16 protein-coding genes and 1 tRNA gene are annotated in these 22,401 nt (G+C 53.3%); 7 read left to right on the top strand and 10 right to left on the bottom strand.

Going from position 1 to position 22,401, the window contains the following annotated elements; all coding sequences use genetic code 11:
- Positions 1 to 93 precede the first annotated feature (93 nt).
- Positions 94 to 2,349: a heavy metal translocating P-type ATPase gene (locus KO216_RS00155; protein WP_309547315.1), complete on the top strand. Its 2,256-nt coding sequence runs from the start codon at positions 94 to 96 to the stop codon at positions 2,347 to 2,349.
- Here KO216_RS00155 and KO216_RS00150 read toward each other — a convergent pair whose 3' ends face one another.
- The 9 genes from KO216_RS00150 to KO216_RS00110 all read right to left on the bottom strand — a co-directional run bounded on the left by KO216_RS00150 (position 2,350) and on the right by KO216_RS00110 (position 11,472).
- On the bottom strand, positions 2,350 to 2,718 hold the full coding sequence (locus KO216_RS00150) for a hypothetical protein (protein WP_215522261.1): 369 nt from the start codon (positions 2,716 to 2,718) through the stop codon (positions 2,350 to 2,352). It abuts the gene before it with no gap.
- Positions 2,719 to 2,910: 192 nt separating this feature from the next.
- Positions 2,911 to 4,980 carry a choline BCCT transporter BetT gene (gene betT / locus KO216_RS00145; protein WP_215522260.1) on the bottom strand — a complete coding sequence of 690 codons (2,070 nt, stop codon included), beginning with the start codon at positions 4,978 to 4,980 and terminating at the stop codon, positions 2,911 to 2,913.
- A gap of 375 nt (positions 4,981 to 5,355) precedes the next feature.
- Positions 5,356 to 5,429, bottom strand: a tRNA-Pro gene (locus tag KO216_RS00140).
- Positions 5,430 to 5,550: 121 nt separating this feature from the next.
- Positions 5,551 to 5,940, bottom strand: coding sequence for a fluoride efflux transporter FluC (locus KO216_RS00135; protein WP_215522259.1), 390 nt, complete (start codon positions 5,938 to 5,940; stop codon positions 5,551 to 5,553).
- Entirely contained in the window at positions 5,940 to 6,458 is a 519-nt protein-coding gene (locus KO216_RS00130) for a fluoride efflux transporter FluC (protein WP_215522258.1), read from the bottom strand. The genes KO216_RS00135 and KO216_RS00130 overlap by 1 nt, the downstream gene beginning before the upstream one ends.
- 18 nt (positions 6,459 to 6,476) lie before the next feature.
- On the bottom strand, positions 6,477 to 8,042 hold the full coding sequence (locus KO216_RS00125) for an alpha/beta hydrolase (RefSeq protein ID WP_215522257.1): 1,566 nt from the start codon (positions 8,040 to 8,042) through the stop codon (positions 6,477 to 6,479).
- Positions 8,043 to 8,045: 3 nt separating this feature from the next.
- The gene (locus KO216_RS00120) at positions 8,046 to 9,230 is read right to left on the bottom strand and encodes a DNA polymerase III subunit delta' (protein ID WP_215522256.1); all 1,185 of its coding nucleotides are present in this window, start codon (positions 9,228 to 9,230) and stop codon (positions 8,046 to 8,048) included.
- Positions 9,227 to 9,976 carry a dTMP kinase gene (tmk, locus tag KO216_RS00115; protein WP_215522255.1) on the bottom strand — a complete coding sequence of 250 codons (750 nt, stop codon included), beginning with the start codon at positions 9,974 to 9,976 and terminating at the stop codon, positions 9,227 to 9,229. Before tmk ends, KO216_RS00120 begins: the two co-directional genes overlap by 4 nt.
- An 86-nt stretch (positions 9,977 to 10,062) precedes the next feature.
- Entirely contained in the window at positions 10,063 to 11,472 is a 1,410-nt protein-coding gene (locus tag KO216_RS00110; protein ID WP_251452052.1) for a CCA tRNA nucleotidyltransferase, read from the bottom strand.
- 178 nt (positions 11,473 to 11,650) lie between these two features.
- Here KO216_RS00110 and KO216_RS00105 point away from each other — a divergent pair, with 178 nt between their 5' ends.
- From KO216_RS00105 to KO216_RS00080, 6 genes are all read left to right on the top strand, one after another.
- A complete protein-coding gene (locus tag KO216_RS00105; RefSeq protein WP_215522253.1) occupies positions 11,651 to 12,154 on the top strand; it encodes an NUDIX hydrolase in 504 nt (167 codons plus the stop codon).
- A gap of 1 nt (position 12,155) precedes the next feature.
- Complete coding sequence (locus KO216_RS00100) at positions 12,156 to 14,315, top strand: DUF6049 family protein (RefSeq protein ID WP_215522252.1); 2,160 nt, start codon at positions 12,156 to 12,158, stop codon at positions 14,313 to 14,315.
- 16 nt (positions 14,316 to 14,331) lie between these two features.
- Positions 14,332 to 18,501 carry a lipid II flippase MurJ gene (locus KO216_RS00095; protein ID WP_215522251.1) on the top strand — a complete coding sequence of 1,390 codons (4,170 nt, stop codon included), beginning with the start codon at positions 14,332 to 14,334 and terminating at the stop codon, positions 18,499 to 18,501.
- Positions 18,502 to 18,612: 111 nt separating this feature from the next.
- Positions 18,613 to 19,533 carry a thioredoxin-disulfide reductase gene (trxB, locus tag KO216_RS00090; protein WP_215522250.1) on the top strand — a complete coding sequence of 307 codons (921 nt, stop codon included), beginning with the start codon at positions 18,613 to 18,615 and terminating at the stop codon, positions 19,531 to 19,533.
- A 38-nt stretch (positions 19,534 to 19,571) separates the two neighbouring features.
- Entirely contained in the window at positions 19,572 to 19,901 is a 330-nt protein-coding gene (gene trxA, locus KO216_RS00085; protein ID WP_215522249.1) for a thioredoxin, read from the top strand.
- A 95-nt stretch (positions 19,902 to 19,996) separates the two neighbouring features.
- Positions 19,997 to 20,713: an LmeA family phospholipid-binding protein gene (locus tag KO216_RS00080; protein ID WP_215522248.1), complete on the top strand. Its 717-nt coding sequence runs from the start codon at positions 19,997 to 19,999 to the stop codon at positions 20,711 to 20,713.
- A gap of 146 nt (positions 20,714 to 20,859) precedes the next feature.
- Here the strand turns inward: KO216_RS00080 and pntB are convergent, their stop codons facing one another.
- The gene (pntB, locus tag KO216_RS00075) at positions 20,860 to 22,401 is read right to left on the bottom strand and encodes a Re/Si-specific NAD(P)(+) transhydrogenase subunit beta (RefSeq protein WP_215522247.1); all 1,542 of its coding nucleotides are present in this window, start codon (positions 22,399 to 22,401) and stop codon (positions 20,860 to 20,862) included.

Below are 22,401 nucleotides of genomic sequence, written 5' to 3'. Positions count from 1 at the left end.
ATTATTTGCGAAATCATATGGTTTTTCACCCTGGGGAAAAGTCTCTTCGCAGGCATCTAAGAACCAGTTAGGATAGGGCGCAGGAGGTAAGCAGTGGAAAGTAGCAGCGAGAATACCGATAACTTGGAACTAAGAATCGGGGGGATGAGCTGCGCGGCGTGTGCGGCACATATCGAAAAAGCCCTCAACAAAATGCCGGGAGTCAGTGCCGCCGTTAACTATGCGACTGAGAAAGCCACGATTTCCCAAAGCGGTGATTTTGGCGTAAAAGATTTTATAAAAACCGTGGAAAAAGCGGGTTATAGCGCGTTTACGGGGGAAGATTTAGGAAACGAGGACGGGCAAGAAAACCCGAGGACCAGCGCGGAGGAACTAACGGCGCTACGCCGTCGCCTGATTATTTGCGCGATTTTGGCGGCACCCGTGATTGTGTTGGCGATGATTCCGCCCCTACAGTTCCCCTATTGGCAATGGTTGTCCCTGGCGCTGACGATTCCGGTGGTGCTGTGGGGTGCTTACCCCTTCCATCGCGCGGCCTTTGCGAATGCGCGGCGCGCCACCACCACTATGGACACCCTGATTTCGCTAGGTACTCTCGCTGCCTTTATTTGGTCGCTTTACGCTCTTTTCTTAGGAGAGGCCGGCCGGGTAGGCATGACCCATGATTTTCAGTTACTCGCGCGCCCCGGGGAGGCTGCCGGCCACATCTACCTGGAAGTTTGTTCCGGGGTAACTCTTTTTATCCTGGGTGGACGTTATTTTGAGAAACGCGCCAAGGTGCGTGCCGGGGACGCTCTACGCGCCCTCGCTGAAATGGGGGTGAAAGAGGTTACCGCGCTGCGAGCAGGTCAAGAGATACAGATTCCGATCCAAGAGTTGGGCGAGGGCGAAGAATTTATCGCCTTGCCGGGCGAAAAAATCGCTACCGATGGAGTCGTGGTTTCCGGGGTCAGCGCAGTAGATAACTCCTTGCTAACTGGGGAATCAGTGCCAGTAGAGGTGGGGGTAGGAGACCCGGTTACCGGAGCGACTATCAACACCTATGGCCGCCTGGTAGTTCGCGCCACCCGGGTGGGTTCTCAGACGCAACTGGCTCAGATTACCCGACTAGTAGAACAGGCGCAGGCCGGCAAAGCTCCGATTCAGCGTCTGGCTGATCGGATTTCCGCAGTTTTCGTACCGGTAGTGATCGCGATATCTGTGCTTACTTTACTTATCTGGTTAATAGTTGGCACCCCGGTTACTGCCTTTACCTGCGCGGTTGCAGTACTGATTATTGCTTGCCCTTGCGCCCTGGGGCTCGCTACTCCCACTGCCCTGCTGGTGGGAACCGGTCGGGGAGCCAGCCTGGGAATCTTGATTAAGGGCGCGGAGATTCTGGAGTCTACCCGGCAAGTAGACACGGTGATCCTCGATAAAACCGGCACCGTTACCAGCGGAAACATGGAACTGGTCAGTATTTTTCCCCCAGATAATGTTGGGGTGCTAAAAGTGGCTGCCACCTTGGAGGGCGGCAGCGAACATCCCATTGCCGGGGCAATCACCCGGGCAGCTGCCTCTAAAGGAATCGTGCTCGCCAGCACTCAGGTGCCACCAGATTTTCAAAGCTATCCGGGTGGCGGGGTGCGCGGCACCGTTGATGGGCAGCTAGTACTGGCCGGGAACCGTAAGTTTATTAGCGAGGAGGGCGCCGTAATTTCCCCCGCGCTCGAGGAAGTGGTTACTGAAAATACTGAACGCGGCGAAACTATGGTGCTGGTGGCCTTGGATGGCCAGGTGGAAGGAGTTATCGGGATTGCCGACCAGGTTAAAGAAACCAGCCCCCAGGCAATCACCCTCTTCAAAGAGCTAGGGATAACCCCGGTGCTGCTCACGGGGGACACAGAAAATGTGGCTCGGCAAGTCGGACAGCAAGTGGGGATTACAGAAGTAATCGCGGAGGTAAAACCCAAAGATAAAGTGGTAGCAGTCTTCCGCAAACAAGGGCGGGGCGCTACCGTGGCGATGATTGGCGATGGGGTGAACGATGCGGCAGCTCTCGCCCAGGCAGATTTAGGAATCGCGATGGGCAGCGGAACCGATGTGGCGATTCAAGCTGCCGATATTACTTTGATGCGCCCAGATTTACTGGCCGCGGTAGATGCGATTCGACTTTCGCGGCGCACCCTAAAAATCATTAAAGGTAACCTGTTTTGGGCGTTTGCCTATAACATCGCAGCAATTCCCCTGGCCGCTTTGGGGTTACTTAACCCGATGCTTGCCGGAGCCGCGATGGCTTGTTCTTCGGCGTTTGTAGTTGGAAACAGCCTGCGGCTGCGTTCTTTTGAACCCGTAAAAGCCCTTAGCTAACTACTGGGCGGGGCGCTCCCCATCTTGCCAAACCCACTGGGGACCGTCGTTGTGGTAGCCGGGGCGAGTAAGGATTCCGGTTTCGTACTCGATCATTAAATCGGGCCCGTTTGCCCAGGCCTGACCGTCAACTATTAGGCTCCAGCCATGGGGATAGGGACTTTGCCAAATCAAAGTAACATTCGGGTTGGCGGCTCCGTTACGCAGTGCCGAATCCTTCGCGTTCTTAATTACTAGCCTCCCGTCCTCTAATAGGGGATCCACGGTATGGACTTTTACGTGCGCCCCGTAGGGCAAAGTAATCAAGGAAGCCGAGTTGAAACAGGCAATAGCCTCCGCCAATCTGTGAAACGGTACCGGAATAGTCATCTATTTTCCTCCCTAAAATCCTGACGGCAGTCAACGTCAAAAGTAGTTAACGGATTGCCGGATCCGAAAGCGCCAACAGTAGCCAAAGCCCCAATTGATGCCTCAAAACCTTGTCTCTACTTGCAGCTTACCGGAAAACTCTTCTAGGCAATAGGGAATACTTAGGCAGATTTATGGGGTTCCCGCCCCTATTTAGACGTCGTTAATTCGCCAATAATCCTGGTAGCGGTCAAAATGATCGAAGGCATCATGGATAATCGCGCTGCGAGAATAACCCATCACGTCATAATCTTGATCATTATCAGGCAGATGCACTTCCAGACGGGTAGAACGAGGAGTACTGGGGGCAGAACCTGCAAAAATAGTATTCGCGGTATCTACCGCTAAAATCCGATAAACAAACTGGTCACGCCCGGTAAATGCCGTAAGTTTTAGACGATCATAGATACGGGTTTGGGTGTCGATTTGTTCGAGAGGATCATCATCTGAGCGAACAACCTCAGCGGGAATCCCCTGTTTGTTAAGTTCTGCGGCAAAGTCACGCAGAGCCGGCTCTGCCACTTTATCCAGGTAGGCATGGGCTTCTAGGGGGGTTACCTGCCCGAAAGTTCGTGTGATTCGGTCACGCCAATTAGCCTCTAACCGGCCGGCGATAGAACCAGTTCCCGCCAAAATATTGCGGGCAGAGTGGGCCCGCAACTGCCGGGCACGCCGATCCTGTTTTAGGGCTCTGGCCAGTCCAATCATCACTAGGATCATCACCAGTGAGAACGGCAATCCCATGATGATAGTGGCGTTTTGTAGCGCCGGGATACCCCCTACCACCAGCATTCCGATAGTTAACAGCCCGGTTACCGCCGCCCAAAAAATTCGTAGCCAGCCGGGGGCATCGGAGCGCACTGTCGGTAAGAATGAGGACAGGTTCGCCATGATGAGGGCACCCGAGTCCGCGGAGGTTACATAAAAAAGCAACCCCACGAAAGTGGCTAAACCCATAATGAAAACCGCTGCCGGACACTGCTGCAACAGCAAGTAAAAGCCCATTTCCGGAGCTTTTAGGGTGGCATCAGCAAAGGCTTTATCTCCGCTACGAATCAGGTCAATGGCGGCGTTACCGAAAATAGCTACCCACATAAGGACGTAGGAGAAGGGAATCAGCATGGTTCCGACTACGAATTCCCGCAGGGTGCGCCCTCTGGAAATCCGCGCCAGGAACATTCCCACAAAGGATGCCCAAGCTACCCACCACGCCCAGAAGAACAGCGTCCAAGCCGACATCCAGGCGCTTACGTCAGAATAAGCAAAAGTTTCGAGGGCGCGACGCGGGAACGACCAGACAAAATCCCCGATGTTCATCACGATGGCGTTGAGCAGAAAATCTGTTCTGCCGGTGATGAAAACCGAGCCTGCCAGGAATAATGCTAGTACTACGTTGAGTTGGCTGAGAAAACGGATTCCTTTATGGATTCCGGTAGTGGCCGAGGCGGTAGCCATGGCTACCGCTAGGATCACCAGCCCTACCTGTGCAGGGATTCCTTGGTCGATTCCGAAGAGGATTTGCAAACCAACATTGAGTTGCACCACCCCGATTCCTAGGGTGGTCGCCACCCCAAAGATGGTACCCAGGATGGCGGCTCCATCAATGGTATGCCCCAGCGGACCGTCAAGTTTTTCACCGAAAATCGGGTGGAGGGCGGAGCGTACCGAGAGCGGTTTCTTACGGCGATAGGCGAAATATCCCAACGCCATCCCCATTAGGGCATACATTCCCCATCCGGTGATGCCGTAGTGGAAAAGTGTCCAGACCGTGGCTTCCCTGGCGGCCTGGATAGTCTCCCCTTTCCCCACGGGAGGCTGCATATATTGGCTAACCGGGCCGGCTACCGAGAAAAATAGGATATCGGTGCCGATACCGGCGGCAAATAGCATCGACGCCCAGGTGAAAGTGGAAAACTCGGGACGAGAGTTAGGCGGTCCCAGGCGGGTTTCCCCGTAGCGAGAGAACCCCAGGAAAAACACGAAAACTAGAATGATGGCGGCTAGCACGATGTAGAACCAACCGAACCATTTAGAGATGGCCGCGACCGCCACCCCCAGCACATCGGCGGCGCTAGTGGGAGATACCAGCGCCCAAAGCGCGATGGCTAAGATACCGATTGATGATCCTAGGAAAACCGGGAAGTTTACTTTCGCGCTTTCCTGGATATCGTCCGGTATTACCGCTGCCTGTTTAGTTGGGGTTTCGCCTAAAGATTCGCTCATAGGAAACCGTCCGTCCTGTATTGTCTCTGCCCGCCACTATCACAGGTGACGTCTAATGTATCTCTAGGCTAAAATACCAGGTTCTAGATTCTGATGATTAGCCGGTATCAAAATACTAGGACGCCTACGACCCCATCCTCACTCACACTAAAAGGGAGAAAAACTAACGCCCTCTCCCTTTCGGTCTCGCTCGTCGGGGTATTCGGCTGGTCGCCTACGGCCCCTTCCTCGCTCAACACAAAAGGGAAAGAAACTGACGTTTCTTTCCCTCTCGGTCTCGCTCGTCGGGGTATTCGGCTGGTCGCCTACGGCCCCTTCCTCGCTCAACACAAAAGGGAAAGAAACTGACGTTTCTTTCCCTCTCGGTCTCGCTCGTCGGGGTGACAGGATTTGAACCTGCGACCTCTTCGTCCCGAACGAAGCGCGCTACCAAGCTGCGCCACACCCCGCGTAACTCCAATATTGTAGGCAGACCCTCGGCAAATCTAAAAATCACCTGCCGAGATTCCGGCGGATGTCACATAAAACCCGGGATCGCAGCCAGGAAAAATCGCTGGGCATCCTTAAAAGTTAGAAAAGCCAGACTCCTAAAGCTAGTCCTGTTGCCGCCGCGAGTAGCGAGAGTGCCCACACCAAAAATAGCGCTCCCCAGGCGCGACGCCAGTTTCCACGTTCGGTGACCGAAAAAATATCGAGAACGAAAGTGGAGAAAGTAGAAAATCCACCGAGAAAACCGGTCGCTAAAAGGGTGAATACACGACTATTAGCCTCCAGATTTCCGCTGAGTACGGCGGCAACTAGCAGTCCCCCCAGCAGGCAGGCCAGCACATTTACCAAGGCGATTCCCCCGGCAGGATGCCGTTTTTCTATCTTTAACCAGGTCACATCCAACCCCCAGCGGCAAAGCGCGCCCACTCCTCCGCTCGCCCCTAACGCCAGCGCAAAACCGATTCCGCCCATCATCTTGCCTGCCCGCGCCCGCTTTTAGCACGCCCTCCCGGGGTGTCCCTAGTTGCTAGGCGATACCCCAGCCCCGCGAAGACTACTCCCACTACCAGCAGGATTAAAGCCAAAGCAGCCGCGACGTAGAACTTTCCGTTTAATGCCCAAAAATCACTGGTCAACGGGGTTTTTCCCCCGCTAATAGCAGCGATTCCAAAAGCCGAAAAAGTAGTGAAGGCACCTAAAAACCCGGTAGTGATTCCCAGTTTTACTCGCGTGCCCAGGCGGTGGAGACGGGTTCCTTTACGATTAGCACGGGTTTTGAAATACCCCAGCAAGAATGCCCCCACCAGGTTCGCTAGGATTACCCCGAAAGTTAGCGCCGACCAGGTGAAATAGTTATTAGAAATCGCCAGCGTCCAGGTGTCTAAACCCCAGCGCGCCAAAGTTCCCGCCATGCCCCCGACAAAAATGGCGACGCCATCGGCTATAAGCAGAGCTGCCGGGTGCCTCGCCCCTGGATTTTCCCTGCTCATCCTCTAAAATCTCCGCCCTTAATCATTACAGGTAACGTCACTATCTGGAAGAATCCCGCCCAACAGGTATTTATCTACGGTTTCTTGCACGCAGTCAGATCCTAAACCGTAGGCGGTATGGGAATAGGATTTCCAAGTCAATAGCCGGGAGTTAGGGATTTGCTTATGCACGGATTGCGCCATCGCATAGGGAGTCGCCGGATCCCCAGTATTACCCACTAACAAAATGGGCTGTACCCCCTCAATCTTTACTTTTTCTCGTTTCGCGGTAGCTGGCCACGGCCACGCCGCCAATGCATACTCTCCATAAGCCATCGAAGAACCCATGATCGGGAAGTCGCGCAAAATCTTCTTCCCGCGTTGATCCCACTCTTTTTTGTCTCCTTGCACCGGATAGTCAGCGCCGTTAATCGCTATGAAAGCGTCCTGGGAATTATCTTTAAATTTCCCATCAGCCCCGCGTTCATTAAATAAATCCGAAACCTTTAACAGGGGCGCGCCGTCGCCCTTAAACGCTGCTTGTAGTCCCTCTAGCAGTGAGGGGTAGAGAGTTTCGTAATAGAGCATCCCGATCGCCGCTCCAAACGCTAAGGCACCATTTAGGGGGCGGGCAGAATCTTTGGTAGGGATTGGGGAGGCATCGGCGGCTTTAAAAAATTCTTTCAAACGCTTTAGACCAGCTTCTTTAGTGTCCCAAGGGCAGTTCTTTCCTTCCCGCGCGCACCAGGAAGCAAAGTTGCCGAATGCCTCTTCAAAACCTTGAGCCTGTGCCAAAGACACCTGCCCAAAAGAATAGGATCCGTCCAAAATCCCATCCAACACCAGGCGCCCCACATTCTTCGGGAATAGCTGCGCATAGGTTATTCCCAGGAAGGATCCATAGGAATATCCCAGGTAGGAAAGTTTCTTATCCCCAAGGACCGCCCGCAAAATATCTAAATCTCGCGCCGCCGAAACCGTATCTACATACCGTGCCAAGTCCCCGCTTTTTTCCCGGCACCGCTGAGCAAACTCTTTCATATCCGCAACCGAACGTTCCCGACCAGCTTCAGTACCAAGATCCAGGCTCTCGGCTAAAGATTCATCCTTTTGGGCATCCGTAGTGCATTCCAAAGGATGCGAGCGAGAAACTCCCCGGGGATCAAAGCCCACTACATCGAAGCCAGAAAACACCTCCGGAGAAAACATATCAGCAGAGTTTCCTAGCAGGTCAACGCCCGATCCACCAGGTCCGCCAGGGTTAATCAGCAAGCTCCCCAATTTTTTCCCGGTAGCTCGGCTGCGTGCCAGCGCCAACTCAATATCTTCCTTCTTAGTGTCGGTGTAATCTAAAGGAACTTTTACCTGCCCGCATTGATAATCTTTGAGGTCATTTTCCGCGCAGGGTGCCCAAGAAATTTTCTGCTGATAATAGCTTTCCAGTCCCGCGGGAATGGCAGCGTCCTCCCCTTCTAAAGAATTGGTTTTTGAGGAAGCGGAAGGATCTACTTTAACCTCAGATTTAACCCCGACACTACACGCAGATAGCGTCAGGCAAAGCGCAAAGACCGTTGCTAGCAGCGCGAATAGCTTTCGTTTAACCATAGATTAGAGCCTCAAATCCATCATCATTGCTTCCATAGTAAGCAACGGGGTCACGTTTGCTCCCAGGCGCTTCCTGGCTGTCCGAATCGCATCGATGCGCGCCAATGTGCGGGCAGCAGAAGATCCTTGCGCCAACTTGCCCAGGGTTTCCTCTAAATCAACGTTAATTACCGGAACCGTAGCGCCCGATTGCAAAAGATAAACATCGCGATAAAAACCCAAAAGATTGAGTAGCACCCGGTCAAGACTGTCGCGCAGATAGCGAGTAGCGCGCCGTTTTTGATCTGCTTTTAAGGCAGTTTCCTGGGCTTTTAAAGCTGCCGGTAATCGGGCTCCTTCCTGGTCATATCCCAGAGAGCGTCGCAGCCTTGTCAGCTCCTCTTGATCCTTTTGTGCCGCCCGTTCGCTAGCATCGGTTTTCGCCGCCTCCACCAGTTGTTGCGCCAGCATCGCGGCCTCACCCACACTGGAGGTAGTAGTGGCAGCAAGTAAGATCTTGCGGCGGCGGTCCAGTTCCGCCGGATCGCGAGCTAAAGATTTCGCCACCCCAATATGGGATTGGGACAGAGCAGCCGCCTGGCGAGCAGTTTCGGGAGCGATCCCCTCCCGTTCAATCAGTAACTGCGCCACTTCCTCCACACTGGGAGTAACTAAGCTGAGGTGGCGACACCTAGAACGAATAGTAGGTAACACGTCGCCGGGTTGGGTGGTACAAAGTAGCCACACGGTGCGCGGGGGTGGTTCTTCGATCGCTTTCAGCAGCAGATTCGAGCTGCGTTCCACCATCCGATCGGCGTCCTCCATCAAAATCACCCGCCATTTTCCCCCGGCAGGCGCCTGCTGCGCCAAAGTCACCAGGGAGGCGATTTCCTCGATCTTGATGATTAGGCGTTCGGTGGTCACCACTTTCACGTCCGGATGGGTGCCTTTGAGGACGCGCTTACACTCGGGGCATTGTCCGCACCCGGGTGTTTGCGGATCTTCGCATTGCAAAGCCGCTGCAAAAGCCAGGGCCGCTACGGAACGTCCTGCCCCGGCAGGGCCGGTAATCAACCAGGCATGCGCCATTTGTCGAGCTAAAGCAGCATCATCACTGCCCGTTTCCCGCAGGCTCCGCGCGGCCCGGGCTGCGGCCTCGAAAACCGCTACCGCCGCTTTTTGCCCCACGATCTGATCCCAAACGCTCATAACTGCTGCAACCCAGCCTGCCTGCTATCGCCGTCCGAGGTATCGGTTCCGGTAGTACCTAAATCTGCCAGTTGCGACCCGCTCCCGTCCCGGTATTGACCAGCCTGCACTTTCGCCCTCGCCGCAAAAGCCGCGCTTACCAGTGATAAAACCTGCTGATGGATTTCTTCCACATCCGCGGTGGCATCCAAAACTTTGATCCGCTGCTTATCGCGCTCGGCGATTTGCAAGAACGCTTTGCGCACTGACTGGTGAAAAGCGAGGCCTGCGGCCTCCATCCGGTCGGGGCTGTCGGTACGCCGCGCCACTAGCACTTCCGGATCCCCATCAAGCAAAATAGTCAGGTCAGGGAGCAGATTTCCGGTAGCCCAAAGAGAGATTTCTTCGATTTTTTCTAACCCTAGGCCTCGTCCTATTCCCTGATAGGCCAAGGAGGAATCTAAATAGCGGTCAGAAACTACCACCTCGCCCGCTAGCAGATGCGGTTTGATTACCTTCTGCGCGTGCCAAGCCCGATCTGCGGCATAAAGCAGCGCCTCGGTATAGGGGTCGAGGTCTTCGCCATGCATAACTTCCCGGCGTAATCGCTGCCCCAAGCCGGTACCGCCTGGTTCAAAAGTGGCAACCGCGGCCGCCCCGCGTGCCGCTAAAGCCTGCATTAACAGTTTCACCTGGGTAGATTTCCCGGTATAGTCCCCTCCCTCGAAGGAGATAAAGAAACCCGGGTAGGGCGCGGCGGCATTCATGTCCTTAGCTTACCGAATTCGCCCAGATAGATGCGCCCCGGTGCAGATAACAATTCTCCCTAATACCGGTAATCTCTCGGGTCTGATCAATCGGCCTGGTTTTCCCACCAAGCAAGCAGCCGCTCGCGCGCTGCCTCTTTACCGATTTCGCCTTCTTCTAAACGCAAATTCAACATATATTTATAGGCTTTACCGACCTGCGGACCCGGTTTTAGCTTTAGGATCTGCATAATTTCTTCCCCGTCTAGTTCGGGGCGAATCCGGGAAAGTTCCTCTTTTTCTGCCAGCTGGGCGATTCGTTTTTCCAGGTCGTCATAGGCGTGCTCTAGGCGGGCGGCGCGGCGCCGATTCCGAGTAGTGCAATCGGCGCGGGTGAGGCGGTGCAGACGAGTCAGCATATTTCCGGCATCGGACACGTAGCGACGCACCGCCGAATCACTCCAGGCCTGCTCTCCATAGCCGTGGAAGCGCAGGTGTAGGGAAACTAGCAGGGTTACGTCTTTAATGGTTTGTTTATCGAAGTGGAGGGCGCGCATCCGTTTACGGGTAAGTTTTGCCCCCACGATTTCGTGATGATGGAAAGAAACTGTTCCATTACTTTCAAAACGGCGAGTGGCAGGTTTACCCACGTCATGCATAAGGGCGGCGAAACGCAAAATAAAATCGGGACGTGGCACCTCCCCCTCTGGACCGGTTTCCAAGGCAATCGCCTGGTCAACTACGGTCAGGGTGTGTTCGTAAACATCCTTGTGGCGGCCATGTTCGTCGACAGTAGCGCGCAGATTCGCCACTTCCGGTAGCACCATTGCCGCCAGCCCGGTATAAACCATCAGTTCCAGGCCCTTACGCGGATTTTTCCCTACCATTAACGCTTCCAGTTCGGCGCGCACCCGTTCGGGGGAAACAATCTCGATGCGGCTCGCCATATTTTCCATCGCCGCCATCACCGGCATGCTCACGTCTAAATCTAGTTGGGAGGCAAATCGGGCGGCTCGCATCATTCGCAGCGGGTCATCATCAAAAGACTGTTCGGGAGAGACCGGGGTGCGCAACTGCCCCGCAACTAGATCAGCAATCCCCTGATGGGGGTCAACTAAGGTTAAGTCCGGCAGCCGCAACGCCATCGCGTTGACCGTAAAATCGCGACGAGTCAGGTCGCCCTCTAAAGTATCCCCAAACTGAACTGCCGGTTTCCGGCTATCTTTTTGATATTTATCGCTGCGATAGGTGGTTACTTCTACGGTTAAACCAGATTTATGAGCGCCAATAGTTCCGAACTCTTTTCCCATGGTCCAAACGTTGCCCGCCCAGTTTTTCAAAATCTGTTCGGTTGTATCTGGGCGCGCCGAAGTTGCCAGATCCCAATCGTGGGGTTTTTTTCCGCACATGGCATCGCGTACCGGCCCGCCTACCAGGGAAAGCTCTTCCCCTTCAGCGGTAAATAAATCAGCGAGCTCGCTAATCTGCGCCGGTAAAAGTGCTAGGGCGCTCAGCATATTCTTTAGAGCGACCGCCGCGTTTTCCGGCAACTGCACTTGGGTAGGGGGCAGGCCAGCGGGATCAGTAGCTAACTTCAGATTTTTGTTCATTGTTTCCAGATTGCCAGAAACTAGACCACTCTTCCAAGTGGCAAGTTGTTAGCCCCTACTATGAGCGCAAGGTAGCATTAAAGATATGTCCGTTCGCAATTCGTATCGTCGCCGTCGCCGCGCAGGGTCGCGCCGCTCCGGGTCTTTACCAATTGTTGATGAAACATCTGCCGGCGGGTTGGTATTAAAAGTTGAAAACCGCCAGGCTTTCGTGGCTTTAATTGCACGTCGTAACCGTAATGGGGAAATTGAGTGGTGCCTGCCGAAGGGGCATTTGGAGAAGGGGGAAACCGCGCAGCAGGCCGCCCGGAGAGAAATTTTTGAAGAAACCGGAATTAAAGGAAAAGTAGTTGCGCCTCTAATTTCTATTGATTACTGGTTCGCGGGGGCAGGCCGACGCATTCATAAAGTAGTACATCACTACCTGTTAGAGGCCACGGGCGGCACTATTACCGTTGACAATGATCCCGATCATGAAGCCGAAGCCGCCGCTTGGGTGCCCCTGGAAATGGTTTCCAAAGTGCTGGTTTACCCCAATGAACGCAAAGTGGTGGCCACTGCTCTCGAGCTATTAGAAATAGAGGATTAGCGTGGCTTCCTCGCGGTTTGGGGTAAAAATTTTAACGTCGATAATCACCTGCGCGTGTTTACTACTTCTTCCTGGTTTGCCCGCTCAGGTAGCGATTGCAAAAACCGCTGAAGGTAGTGACGAAGGAAAAATCGCCACCTCAATCTCTACTATTAGCCCCGACACGCTGTCTTATAAAGAGGATGCAGCCCCAGAAAACGAAAAAATCACGGTGCAAGGTCAGGTCACTAATAGTTCGCACTCCGCGCTAAGTGAGGTTAATGTCCAGGTTTTAGCAGGTTCGCGCCTGGTGACCAGTGCTGCTAGTATCCGCGATTGGATCCAAGGGGACTCCATTGGCGGGATGGGACGGTTCTATCTTGCAGGCAAGAAAAATATCGGCAATATCAAGGCAGGTAACAAGGTATCTTTCCAGATTGAAATTCCGGTTTCTGTTTTGCCAACCGCAAGTCAAAACAAGCTGGGCGCTTTAGGGATTCAGGCATTAGCCAGCACAAATAAGGTAAAATTAGCCGATTCTGTTCCCGGAAGATCACTACTGTTGTATGCACCGGCATCCAAGTCGGAGGCGAAAACTGATTTGGCGGTGTTTGCCCCGATTTCGGCCTCCTCCCCGGAAGTGGCGAAATGGCTGGCCACAGGGGGTGCGGGTACGAATGTGACTGCCGGTGACCCCGGGAATCTTCCAAAGCCGAAAGCCTTGTCAACCGCTAAAGAAAATCTAAAAATCCTCAATAATGTTTCTGCTACCGGGATTACCTGGGTAGTAGATCCGGCGCTGCTACAAGCTGACTCCCCCCTGCTCACCGGCAGATTTGTCCCTTTACCCGAGAAACCTGCGCCTGCCAGCCTGGATCCGGCGATGCTGACCGCCCTAAAAACTGCGCAAAGCAAGGGAGCTAGTCTGTCGCTAGATTTATGGGGGGCACCTGATTTAGTGCAGTTAGATGAGGACGGGCTTGCGAGGGCAGCAAAGTGGAATCGCCAGGTGGGCGCGCTTATAGGAAAACAGCTAGAACTGGCTCCTAGCAGTATCTTCTTAGCGGATCCCCACTGGATAACCCGCGCGAATTCGATATGTGAAGATAAATCTACGCAGCTCACCGCAGGTTGCGTGTTTTTCACCGGGGCTGACCGCTTGGCGTTAACCAGAAACTATAACTATCAACCTGACCTGCTTGCAAAATTGCACCTAGGGGAGAAGAACCGCACCCTGCTAGCAGATTATGGGGATTTATCGGGACTGCTAGCAGACGATTCCCTCGCGGAGGCTTTCACTAACACCCAATTGGCGCGAGCGCTGCTGGCAGCCATAACCAGCGAACGCCCCGCCCAACCGCGACTCATAAACGCAGTTTTACCTAATGGCGCCGCTGCAAATGCTATTAGCCAGAAACGTTTAGCAAAAGTGTTATCTGACCCGTGGGTAAATCCCCTGCCCCTAGCCAAAGCACTGGCAGCCGAGTCTACCTCAGTGGAGTTAGCCGAGAAACAAAATGCTAATACCTTAGCCTCTTCACCCTCATCATCTCTTGGGGTTGCCGGCAGTTCCTACCGGAATCGCACCCAAGCACTCAATCAGGAAAGAAACCAGCTACTGTCGTCATTGCAGCAGATCACCCAATCGACTGAGCGAATCACTACCCCGATTAACCAGCAGCTATTGATTGCAACTTCCCGTGCGATGACCGCTGCAGAACGAAACCAAGCAATTACTAATGCGGGCAAACAACTAGAAATAGTTTCTAGGTCAGTGCAAATTCAATCCTCTTCCCGAATAAATCTCATCGCTACCAACTCCCAAATACCGATTAAGGTGATAAATAGGCTTCCCCTGCAGGTAAACGTACGTTTACAACTGCGTCCTACCGATTCCCGGCTGCGCGCAAAGTCTTCGGTAGTGGTGAATCTTGCACCCAAAGGGTCGACAACCGTAAAGATTCCGGTTACTGCAGTCAGAAACGGCAATGTCCGCGCTTACGTGGCGATTTTGCCGCAACAGGGTAATCTAGTCCTGGGCGACCAACAACGGATTAACCTGCGGATTCGCAGCGGATGGGAAGATAGTATTTTCTTAGGTTTCACTGCTACTACCGCGGTGGTTTTCCTAGTTGGCCTGGTTATTAATTTCCGCCGTGGCACCCGGATGAAGCGACAATAGGGTAAAGGAAGAGGAAGTGAGCAGCGAGGACGAAAAAACTGACCCGGAAATCAAGGGCATCAAAAAGATTAATGTAGCCCGCGCCTCGGGAATCATGGTGGCGGGCACGATGATGTCCCGTCTGCTTGGCTTCGTGCGGGCAGCACTGCTTATTGCCCTGATTGGCTCCCTGGGGGCTAATGATGCTTTCCAGGCCGCCAATAACCTCCCGAACATTATTTATAATCTGCTGGCGTCCTCAATCCTGTCGGCAGTGCTGGTACCGCAGATTGTCCGGGCTCTGCAGCGAAAAAATTCTAACGAATTCATTAACCGGTTGCTCACCCTATTTACTACCGGTCTCCTACTGCTAACCCTGGTGTGTGTCGCCCTCGCGCCTTTATTTGTTACCTTATTTGCCGCGAAACTAGATCCCGGTTGGAAACAGCTGGCAATCACCTTTTCCTACTGGTCGCTGCCGCAAATATTTTTCTATGGGCTTTATTCTCTGTGGGGACAGTTCCTAAACGCCAAAGGTTCCTTCGGTCCTTATATGTGGGCTCCAGTAGTGAACAACGTAGTGGGCATTGCCGGAATTTTCGTTTTCTGGCGGGTACTGGGCACTGAAACAGATTGGGCTCACGATCCCAGCGTGTGGACCGGGGAACCGATAATGTTGCTGGCAGGAATCTCTACGTTAGGGATTGTGGTTCAGGCATTAATTTTGCTGATTCCGCTGCGCCGCACCGGCTTTAAAATGCGTCTGGTCTGGGGTATTCGTGGTTATGGTCTGGGGGAAGTTTCCCGTACCGCTATGTGGGCTTTTTCGGCTCTGTGCGTAGCGCAACTCGGATTTTTAGCTTTGTCTAACGTGGCAGCGGCCGCTAATGGTTTTGCGGTCAAACATCAGGTAACTATTGCCACTACCACCGCCTATAACACCGCCTACACGGTGTATATGATTCCCCAATCAATGATTGTCACCTCCGTAGTTACCGCCCTATTTACCTCGATGAGCGCCATGGTGGCGGTCGGGCAAATTTCTAAGCTACGTAAGCAATTCCTAACCACCCAGCAGGGAGTTTCATTAATCACGGTTTTGTGTTCGGCGCTAATCGTGGTGTTGGCTTTGCCAATCATGCAGGTCATCATGCCTACTACCCCAAGTGCTTCGGTTATCACCTTCGCACAAGTTTTAGCGGTAATGGCTCTAGGCATCCCCTTCTTAGGGGCTTTCAATCTTTCGCAGCGCCTATTGCTGGCTTTTGCGGATGCTCGCAGCACTTTCCTAGTCCAGATCCCAATGACGATATGTACCTTGGTTGCTTGCGGATTAACCGTGCTGTTACTGCCGGCAAAATACTGGGTGATTGGAGCGGCAGCCGGCGAACAGCTTTCATACGTATTCGGGGCAGGACTGACCTTGTGGAGGCTGCACACTCAGCATTTGCCTTTACACTTTACCCGCCAAATGTGGCGTTCCCTCTGGACGAATCTATTGGCTGGAATTGGTTCCGGGTGTGCCGGCTGGCTGCTATTGCACTATTGGGGTCCGCTTTCCGGTGGTGATCATGACCCGGCATTAACCCACATTTCGGGTGCTTTCGCACGGGTACTCGTGGTTAGCCTGGTGATGACGGTGCTTTACTTGAGTTTGCTGCTGGTTTGGCGCTCCCCTGCCCTCGCGATTTTAGCGGTCCCCATATGGAAGAAACTTCGCCCCGGGAAACCTCTACCGCGCCTCTTGGCTTACGAAGAAGAAATAGCAGTTAGCTCCGACAAGCAGATGGCAGGTGACGAGGCCGCAGCGAGCAGGCTAAAATCGGAGGAAGGCACTCCCTACCCGGTGGACAAGGAAGATGAGGCTCGCGTCGAGACTGTAAGCCAGCAGCCAACTAAGGCAGACAAGGAATCGCTTTCGCCGCCTGCAAGTGAACTAAGCAAGGAAGATGAGGATCAAGTGGCCAGTAAGCACCCCGAATCCCAGGTGGTAACCGCCAGCTATAGCTCCGATGGTTACGTTAATCTCCAACCCGGGATGACCTTAGGTTTCCCTGGTCAAGAAAGTTTCCAGGTCCTAACCTTAGGGCAACGTCTCGCGGGTGATTTTCTACCAGAAAAAGAAGTGTGGACGGTCAGCGATGAGGATGGTCAAAGCGCAGAACTGCTAGTTTTCCAGGGGGAACGGGAAAAAACTCGCGACTACTATCAACGCTTGCGCCAGGTTAACGCTAGCGGTCTCCAAGAGTTTATTTGGAGCTGCAGCAATCCGGTTGAGGCGGTATTGCTGCAGGCAACCCCGGCACGTCCCCTTAGCGAAATCGTTGGCTCGGGAATGCCGCCGCAAGTAATCCATTCCCTGATTTCTCAGATAAGCGAAGCCTTAACGCAACTGCATGAGGCAGATTTAGCCTATGGCGCTATGGCTCCCGACCATATTTTGCTTTCACCAGCAGGAAAGGTGATTATTCGCCTGGATGTTGCCGATCAAAACGCACCTACCAACTTGCAGGCGACGCAAATAAAAGATGGTCAAAACCTATTGGAGCTGTTGTACTTCCTATGTACCGGGAAACCTGACCAGTTTGCGCGCGCAAAAACTGGCGACAAGCTACTTCCACCTTCTGAGTTTCACCAAGGCGAGGATGTTGACCTAGATGCGGTTGCCCTCGCAGGAGCAGCGATGCCCTCCCCGCGGCTTTGCCAAGCAGTCGCTGAGCAATTGGGGGCAGCCGATTTATTAGCAGTCCAGGAGTGGCTAAGCGGCGAGTCCCCTAGGGAAGAAAACACTGCAGGTTTGGATTCTAAAGCTGACGCTGGCACTGAAGAAATGTCCTCAGCATTTAGCGAAACCCAGACTGGTACCGATGAGGGACACCTTAAAGAACCAGAACAGCTTCCAGGTGAGGAACGCCCTGCCGATAAAACCGATAACGATGAGGACGATTCGGATTCCGTGGCTGAAACTACAACTGATTCTAAAGAAACGGCAGGCGAAACTAACACTAAGAGCGAACAAAAGGAACCAGAGGATTCTGGGACTGAGCGACTAGCTATGGAAGTTTCGCCTTCCCAACGCCCGATAAAACGGGTATTGCCTCCGGGAGCAAAACTTCCGGGTCATCGCGATCACCCCTACAAAGAGGCGGCCAGAACTCAAGCAATTCCACTTGCAGAAATGCAGGATATGAATCTTGATCCCCAGGAAGAAAAGGCAGGATCGGATGCTTGGGTACCGCAAGCGGTAAGTGCAGAGCAAGCCCGGGCAGGAGCCGTCCCGCAGCCTCCAAACTTCTTAGGGCGCCTAAGTGCAGGTAAACAGGGGCATAACGCGGGGCATATCCCGACGCTAGCTACTGGGGTTTCGGCTGGAAGTACCCCAGAGCAGGGGGCTACCCCCAAAGTTGAGTCAGCACTGACAAAGGACTTAGCTAAAAAGAAAACCACTGCGAAAAACCCTAAAAAAGCCGCGAAACAGCAGGCCAAATTGGCGCGGAAAGAAGCTAGAGACGCTGAAAAAGCAGCTAAGCGACGCCAACGACAGCAACTTCGTGAACAGCGCCGGGAACGCCGAATTTCAGAGCTTTCTCCCCGGGATTTAGAGCCGGTTAATGCCACGCAGAGGGTGATTCGTTCCAGCCTAGCCGGAATGGTTATCTTGCTGGTGGTCTCGATTCTAGTTTTGGTTTTTTGGCCACACCACACCCCGCCGGTAGCGAAACCTTCTCCTTCGCAAACCCAAACTATAAAACAGCCAGTTAAGCCGGCTATTGCTGCTAAACCAGCGGAGATTGCCGGGGTGGCCTCGATTGATGCCGAAGGTAACGATACCGAGCATCCCGAGCTAGCTGACCGGATGATCGATGGTAACGAAGGAACCTTCTGGTTATCTCGCTACTTCGTGAACCCCGTTTTTGGAGACCGTAGTGGATTCGGGGTACTGGTTACTTTTAAGGAACAGGCCGATATCTCCAAAATTAAGCTAAAAACCAGCGCTAAGGGCGGCAAGATTGAGGTGCGCACCCTAGCTGAATCCGGGCTTCCTCGCGACGGCAAAGTCTTAGCTACCAGTAGTTTTGACAGTACGGTTAATATCAAACTGGATCCAAAGGCTAATGCCCATGCGCTGATTTTATGGTTCCCCGAATTACCGGTTGATGACTCTGGAAAGAATCGGGCAAAGATTTCCGAAATATCAGTTTCTTAGCTCGGTAAGGCTCCCGGTTTCGCTTACTGCGTTAACTGGTTGCGGCGCGGTCTTTTAAGCTGCGAAAATAGGGCAAGTAACTGCGGGAAAGGGCAAAATCTAGGAGGCTCTATGTCGGTACGTGACATTATCATTATTGGTTCAGGACCGGCCGGCTACACGGCCGCCATCTATACTGCCCGTGCGGGGCTTAATCCGCTGCTGATTGCCGGGGAAGTAACCGCAGGTGGTGCTCTGATGAACACGACTGAGGTAGAGAACTTTCCCGGTTTTCCCGAGGGGATTCAAGGTCCGGATTTGATGGCAAACATGCTTTCTCAAGCTGAGCGTTTTGGATGCGAGCTTATTTATGAGGACGCTCTGCAGCTTTCCTTAGAGGGGGCAGAAAAGCGGGTAGTTACCTCCGAGGGCGAATACTCCGCACGTCGCGTCATTTTGGCGATGGGTTCGGAATATCGCAAACTAAACGTTGCTGGCGAGGCAGAACTATCTGGGCGGGGGGTTTCCTATTGCGCCACCTGTGACGGCTTTTTCTTCAAAGACCAACACTTGGCAGTGGTGGGCGGAGGAGACTCCGCGATGGAAGAAGCGCTGTTCTTAACTAAGTTCGCGAAAAAGGTAACCATAATTCACCGCCGCGACCAGTTGCGTGCCTCCCAGATTATGGCCGAGCGGGCAGAAGCTAACCCCAAGATCGATTTTGCTTGGAACAGCACTGTTGCCCAAATTAATGGGGAAGACAAAGTTGAATCGCTGACTTTGCAGTCAACTGTAGACGGCAAAGAAACTACTTTGGACGCTACCGGAGTGTTCGTTGCGATCGGTCACGAACCACGCTCCCAGCTAGTTAAAGGACAGGTAGATCTGGATGAATCCGGATATGTGCAGGTTAACCTACCTGGCACCGCCACCAATGTTCCCGGCGTGTTCGCCTGCGGGGATCTGGTCGACCACACCTATCGTCAAGCAATTACCGCTGCCGGTTCCGGATGCCGGGCTGCTCTTGATGCCGAACGTTCCCTAACCGACTGACAGAATTATTCTTAACCATTTAGAGAGGAAAATATAAGATGACAAAACCCCTAGAAGTAACCGAAAAAGACTTTGACCAGGAAGTACTAAAATCTGAACTCCCGGTTTTGGTAGATTTTTGGGCACCCTGGTGTGGGCCTTGCCGTCAGATGGGTCCGATAGTAGACGAGATTGCGGCCGAGGTTGCCGGGAAAGCTAAAGTCGCCAAAGTTAATATCGACGAGAACCCCCAGTTAGCTGCCAAATACGGGATTAACTCTATCCCTATGTTCATGGTGTTCAATCAGGGGGAGATCGTTCGCGGTATTCTGGGCGCCAACCCTAAGCGGGAACTCCTGGGCCCACTACAGGCAGAAATCGATAAGTAATTTTCTCCCTCGCGAAGTCACCGGCAAGACTGCCTGGCTGCTACCTTTTTAGCGCTTTTTCCTAGTAATAATCGCTGACGCTCTATACTGAACAAGTGCAAAATCTGAAGCGATTTTTAATAGTTGTAGCAGTGCTCGCGGTGTTACTGGGGGTTTTAGACCGGGTTACTTGCTGGTGGGCTGAAAACGAAGCCACTCAGGCGCTAGAGAGGCGGGGAGCTGAAAACGCCACGGTCAAGGTGAATGATTTACCTTTCTTGACCTCAATAATCAGTGGGAATATCAATCAGGTTGCAGTAACAACTCCGCGTTTCGATATTGCCTCCGAGGGCGGGGCGCTGCCGGTAACTAATGTGACCGCCCAGCTTAACAACCTGCAGCTTAGCCCTAGTCGCCTTAATATCGATAAGATCGGGCGGTTAAAAGTTCAGGCGGATTTGAGTGGGGAGGCGCTATCTCGCCTAGTAGCGCAAAAGGCGCCTGAGGTGAAAGTGCGTTTGAGCCAGGGCAAACTTACTTTCTCCACTACTAAGTGGGGGCAAGAAATTCTCGCTGACGGACAAATCGAACTAAGTGGGGGTCTAGATGGGGTTTCTCCCACTTTGGTAGTTAAACCGACCGCGCTTAAAACCCAGTTGCCGTCGCTATTGTCTGCCCGGATTCAACTTCCGGATTTCTTGCCGGCATTAAATATCCCTATCAGTGGCATACCCGCAAGTTTGCAGCTGAAAAGTGCTGAAGTTAAAGCTGATCACCTGGTGTTAAAACTTGAGGGCAGCAATATTTTGATGCCTAAGGATTCTAATTCTTAAAGATGCGGAGTAATGGGGGGTGCTGCCCGACTGTACGGCACCCCCCATTCGCAGCTTTAAAAACGGGGGCGGGGTCGAAATAGGTTCGTTCTATTTCGACCCCGCCCCCGAAATTTTGGGTATGGAACCCGATTTTGGGAATCGGTTTAGAGGTTGCGCACGATCTCTTCTACCGAGGCTTTCGCGTCGCCAAAAAGCATATCGGTGTTCTCGTTAAAGAACAGCGGATTTTGCACCCCGGCATAACCGGGATTCATCGAACGCTTAAACACCACTACCTGGCGAGCTTTCCACACTTCCAGTACCGGCATTCCCGCGATTGGGCTGCCCGGCTTGGTGGCATCGGGATTAACGGTGTCATTTGCGCCGATCACCAAAACCATGTCGGTGTCGGGGAAGTCATCGTTAATCTCATCCATTTCTAGCACCACGTCATAGGGTACTTTGGCTTCTGCCAGCAGCACGTTCATATGTCCGGGCATCCGTCCGGCTACCGGGTGAATCCCGAAGCGCACATTTACTCCCGCAGCACGCAGCTTGGCAGTCAGATCCGCTACTGGGAACTGGGCTTGTGCCTGCGCCATACCGTAACCGGGGGTAATAATCACGCTGGAGGAGTCCTTTAGCGCTTGGGCGACCTCGGCTGCGCTGGTTTCGGTGTAGTCACCGTAATCGGTATCTGCGCCTTTTGCCGGTCCCCCATCAGAACCGAATCCTCCCAAAATCACGGAGATAAACGAACGGTTCATGGCTTTACACATGATGTAGGACAGGTAGGCACCGGAGGAGCCTACTAGGGCGCCGGCAATAATCAGCATGTCGTTGCCCAACATGAAGCCTGCTGCCGCCGCTGCCCAACCCGAGTAAGAGTTAAGCATCGAAACTACTACCGGCATGTCGCCGCCACCGATGGCGGCCACCAAGTGCAGCCCCAACACCAGGGCGATTACAGTCATGGCGATAATCGCTACCCATTGCATCCAGGTCAAGGTCATAGCGGTGGCACTGAGATGCGATCCGCGAACCATCACCCCGATGAGCACGATGGACACGATAATGGCAATAGCGTTCAGCCAATTGCGTCCCGGCAGCGTCAGGGGTGCGCCATTGATTTTTCCAGACAGTTTCAAGTAGGCGACGATAGAGCCAGTCAAGGTAACGGCACCGATGAAAATCCCTACCCCGACTTCACCGAGGTGGAAACCTACCGTAGCGGGGTTAATCGCAGTGGCCGCATCGACACCCGCTTTCTTAAACTCTCCGGGCATATGGATAAACGTGTTATAGCCAACCAGCACTGCCGCTAAACCTACGAAGGAGTGCAGCATGGCTACCAGTTCCGGCATCCCGGTCATAGGAATAGTTTTGGCTCTCCACAGTCCGATAATCGCGCCCGCAATCATGGCTACCGCAATCAAAAGTGCGGTTACTAGGGTGGATTGATATCCAGGTCCGCCCGCGTTGTGCAACGCCACTGCAATGGTAGCCACTACCGCCAGGCACATTCCGATTGCCCCAAAACGGTTACCGCGCAGGGCGGTTTCGTTCTTAGATAGACCTGCGAGTGCCAAAATGAACAGCAGCGCCGCTACCAGGTAGGCAATGTTTTGTCCCCGGCTAATCCAAAATTCTCCCTTAGAAGCGCTGGCAACCAGGGTGGGAGTTACCGCAAATAGAACATTACTCAT

It is taken from the genome of Varibaculum prostatecancerukia, from assembly GCF_943169825.2.
Classification (GTDB): Bacteria; Actinomycetota; Actinomycetes; order Actinomycetales; family Actinomycetaceae; genus Varibaculum; species Varibaculum prostatecancerukia.
This window is presented reverse-complemented; position numbering and strand designations above follow the sequence as displayed.

Excerpts from the sequence above, each read along its gene's own strand:
- KO216_RS00150 (WP_215522261.1), bottom strand. The coding sequence starts at position 2,718 with ATGACTATTCCGGTACCGTTTCACAGATTGGCGGAGGCTATTGCCTGT.
- betT (WP_215522260.1), bottom strand. The coding sequence starts at position 4,980 with ATGAGCGAATCTTTAGGCGAAACCCCAACTAAACAGGCAGCGGTAATA.
- KO216_RS00135 (WP_215522259.1), bottom strand. The coding sequence starts at position 5,940 with ATGGGCGGAATCGGTTTTGCGCTGGCGTTAGGGGCGAGCGGAGGAGTG.
- KO216_RS00130 (WP_215522258.1), bottom strand. The coding sequence starts at position 6,458 with ATGAGCAGGGAAAATCCAGGGGCGAGGCACCCGGCAGCTCTGCTTATA.
- KO216_RS00125 (WP_215522257.1), bottom strand. The coding sequence starts at position 8,042 with ATGGTTAAACGAAAGCTATTCGCGCTGCTAGCAACGGTCTTTGCGCTT.
- KO216_RS00120 (WP_215522256.1), bottom strand. The coding sequence starts at position 9,230 with ATGAGCGTTTGGGATCAGATCGTGGGGCAAAAAGCGGCGGTAGCGGTT.
- tmk (WP_215522255.1), bottom strand. The coding sequence starts at position 9,976 with ATGAATGCCGCCGCGCCCTACCCGGGTTTCTTTATCTCCTTCGAGGGA.
- KO216_RS00110 (WP_251452052.1), bottom strand. The coding sequence starts at position 11,472 with ATGCTGAGCGCCCTAGCACTTTTACCGGCGCAGATTAGCGAGCTCGCT.
- KO216_RS00105 (WP_215522253.1), top strand. The coding sequence starts at position 11,651 with ATGTCCGTTCGCAATTCGTATCGTCGCCGTCGCCGCGCAGGGTCGCGC.
- trxB (WP_215522250.1), top strand. The coding sequence starts at position 18,613 with ATGTCGGTACGTGACATTATCATTATTGGTTCAGGACCGGCCGGCTAC.
- trxA (WP_215522249.1), top strand. The coding sequence starts at position 19,572 with ATGACAAAACCCCTAGAAGTAACCGAAAAAGACTTTGACCAGGAAGTA.
- pntB (WP_215522247.1), bottom strand. The coding sequence starts at position 22,401 with ATGAGTAATGTTCTATTTGCGGTAACTCCCACCCTGGTTGCCAGCGCT.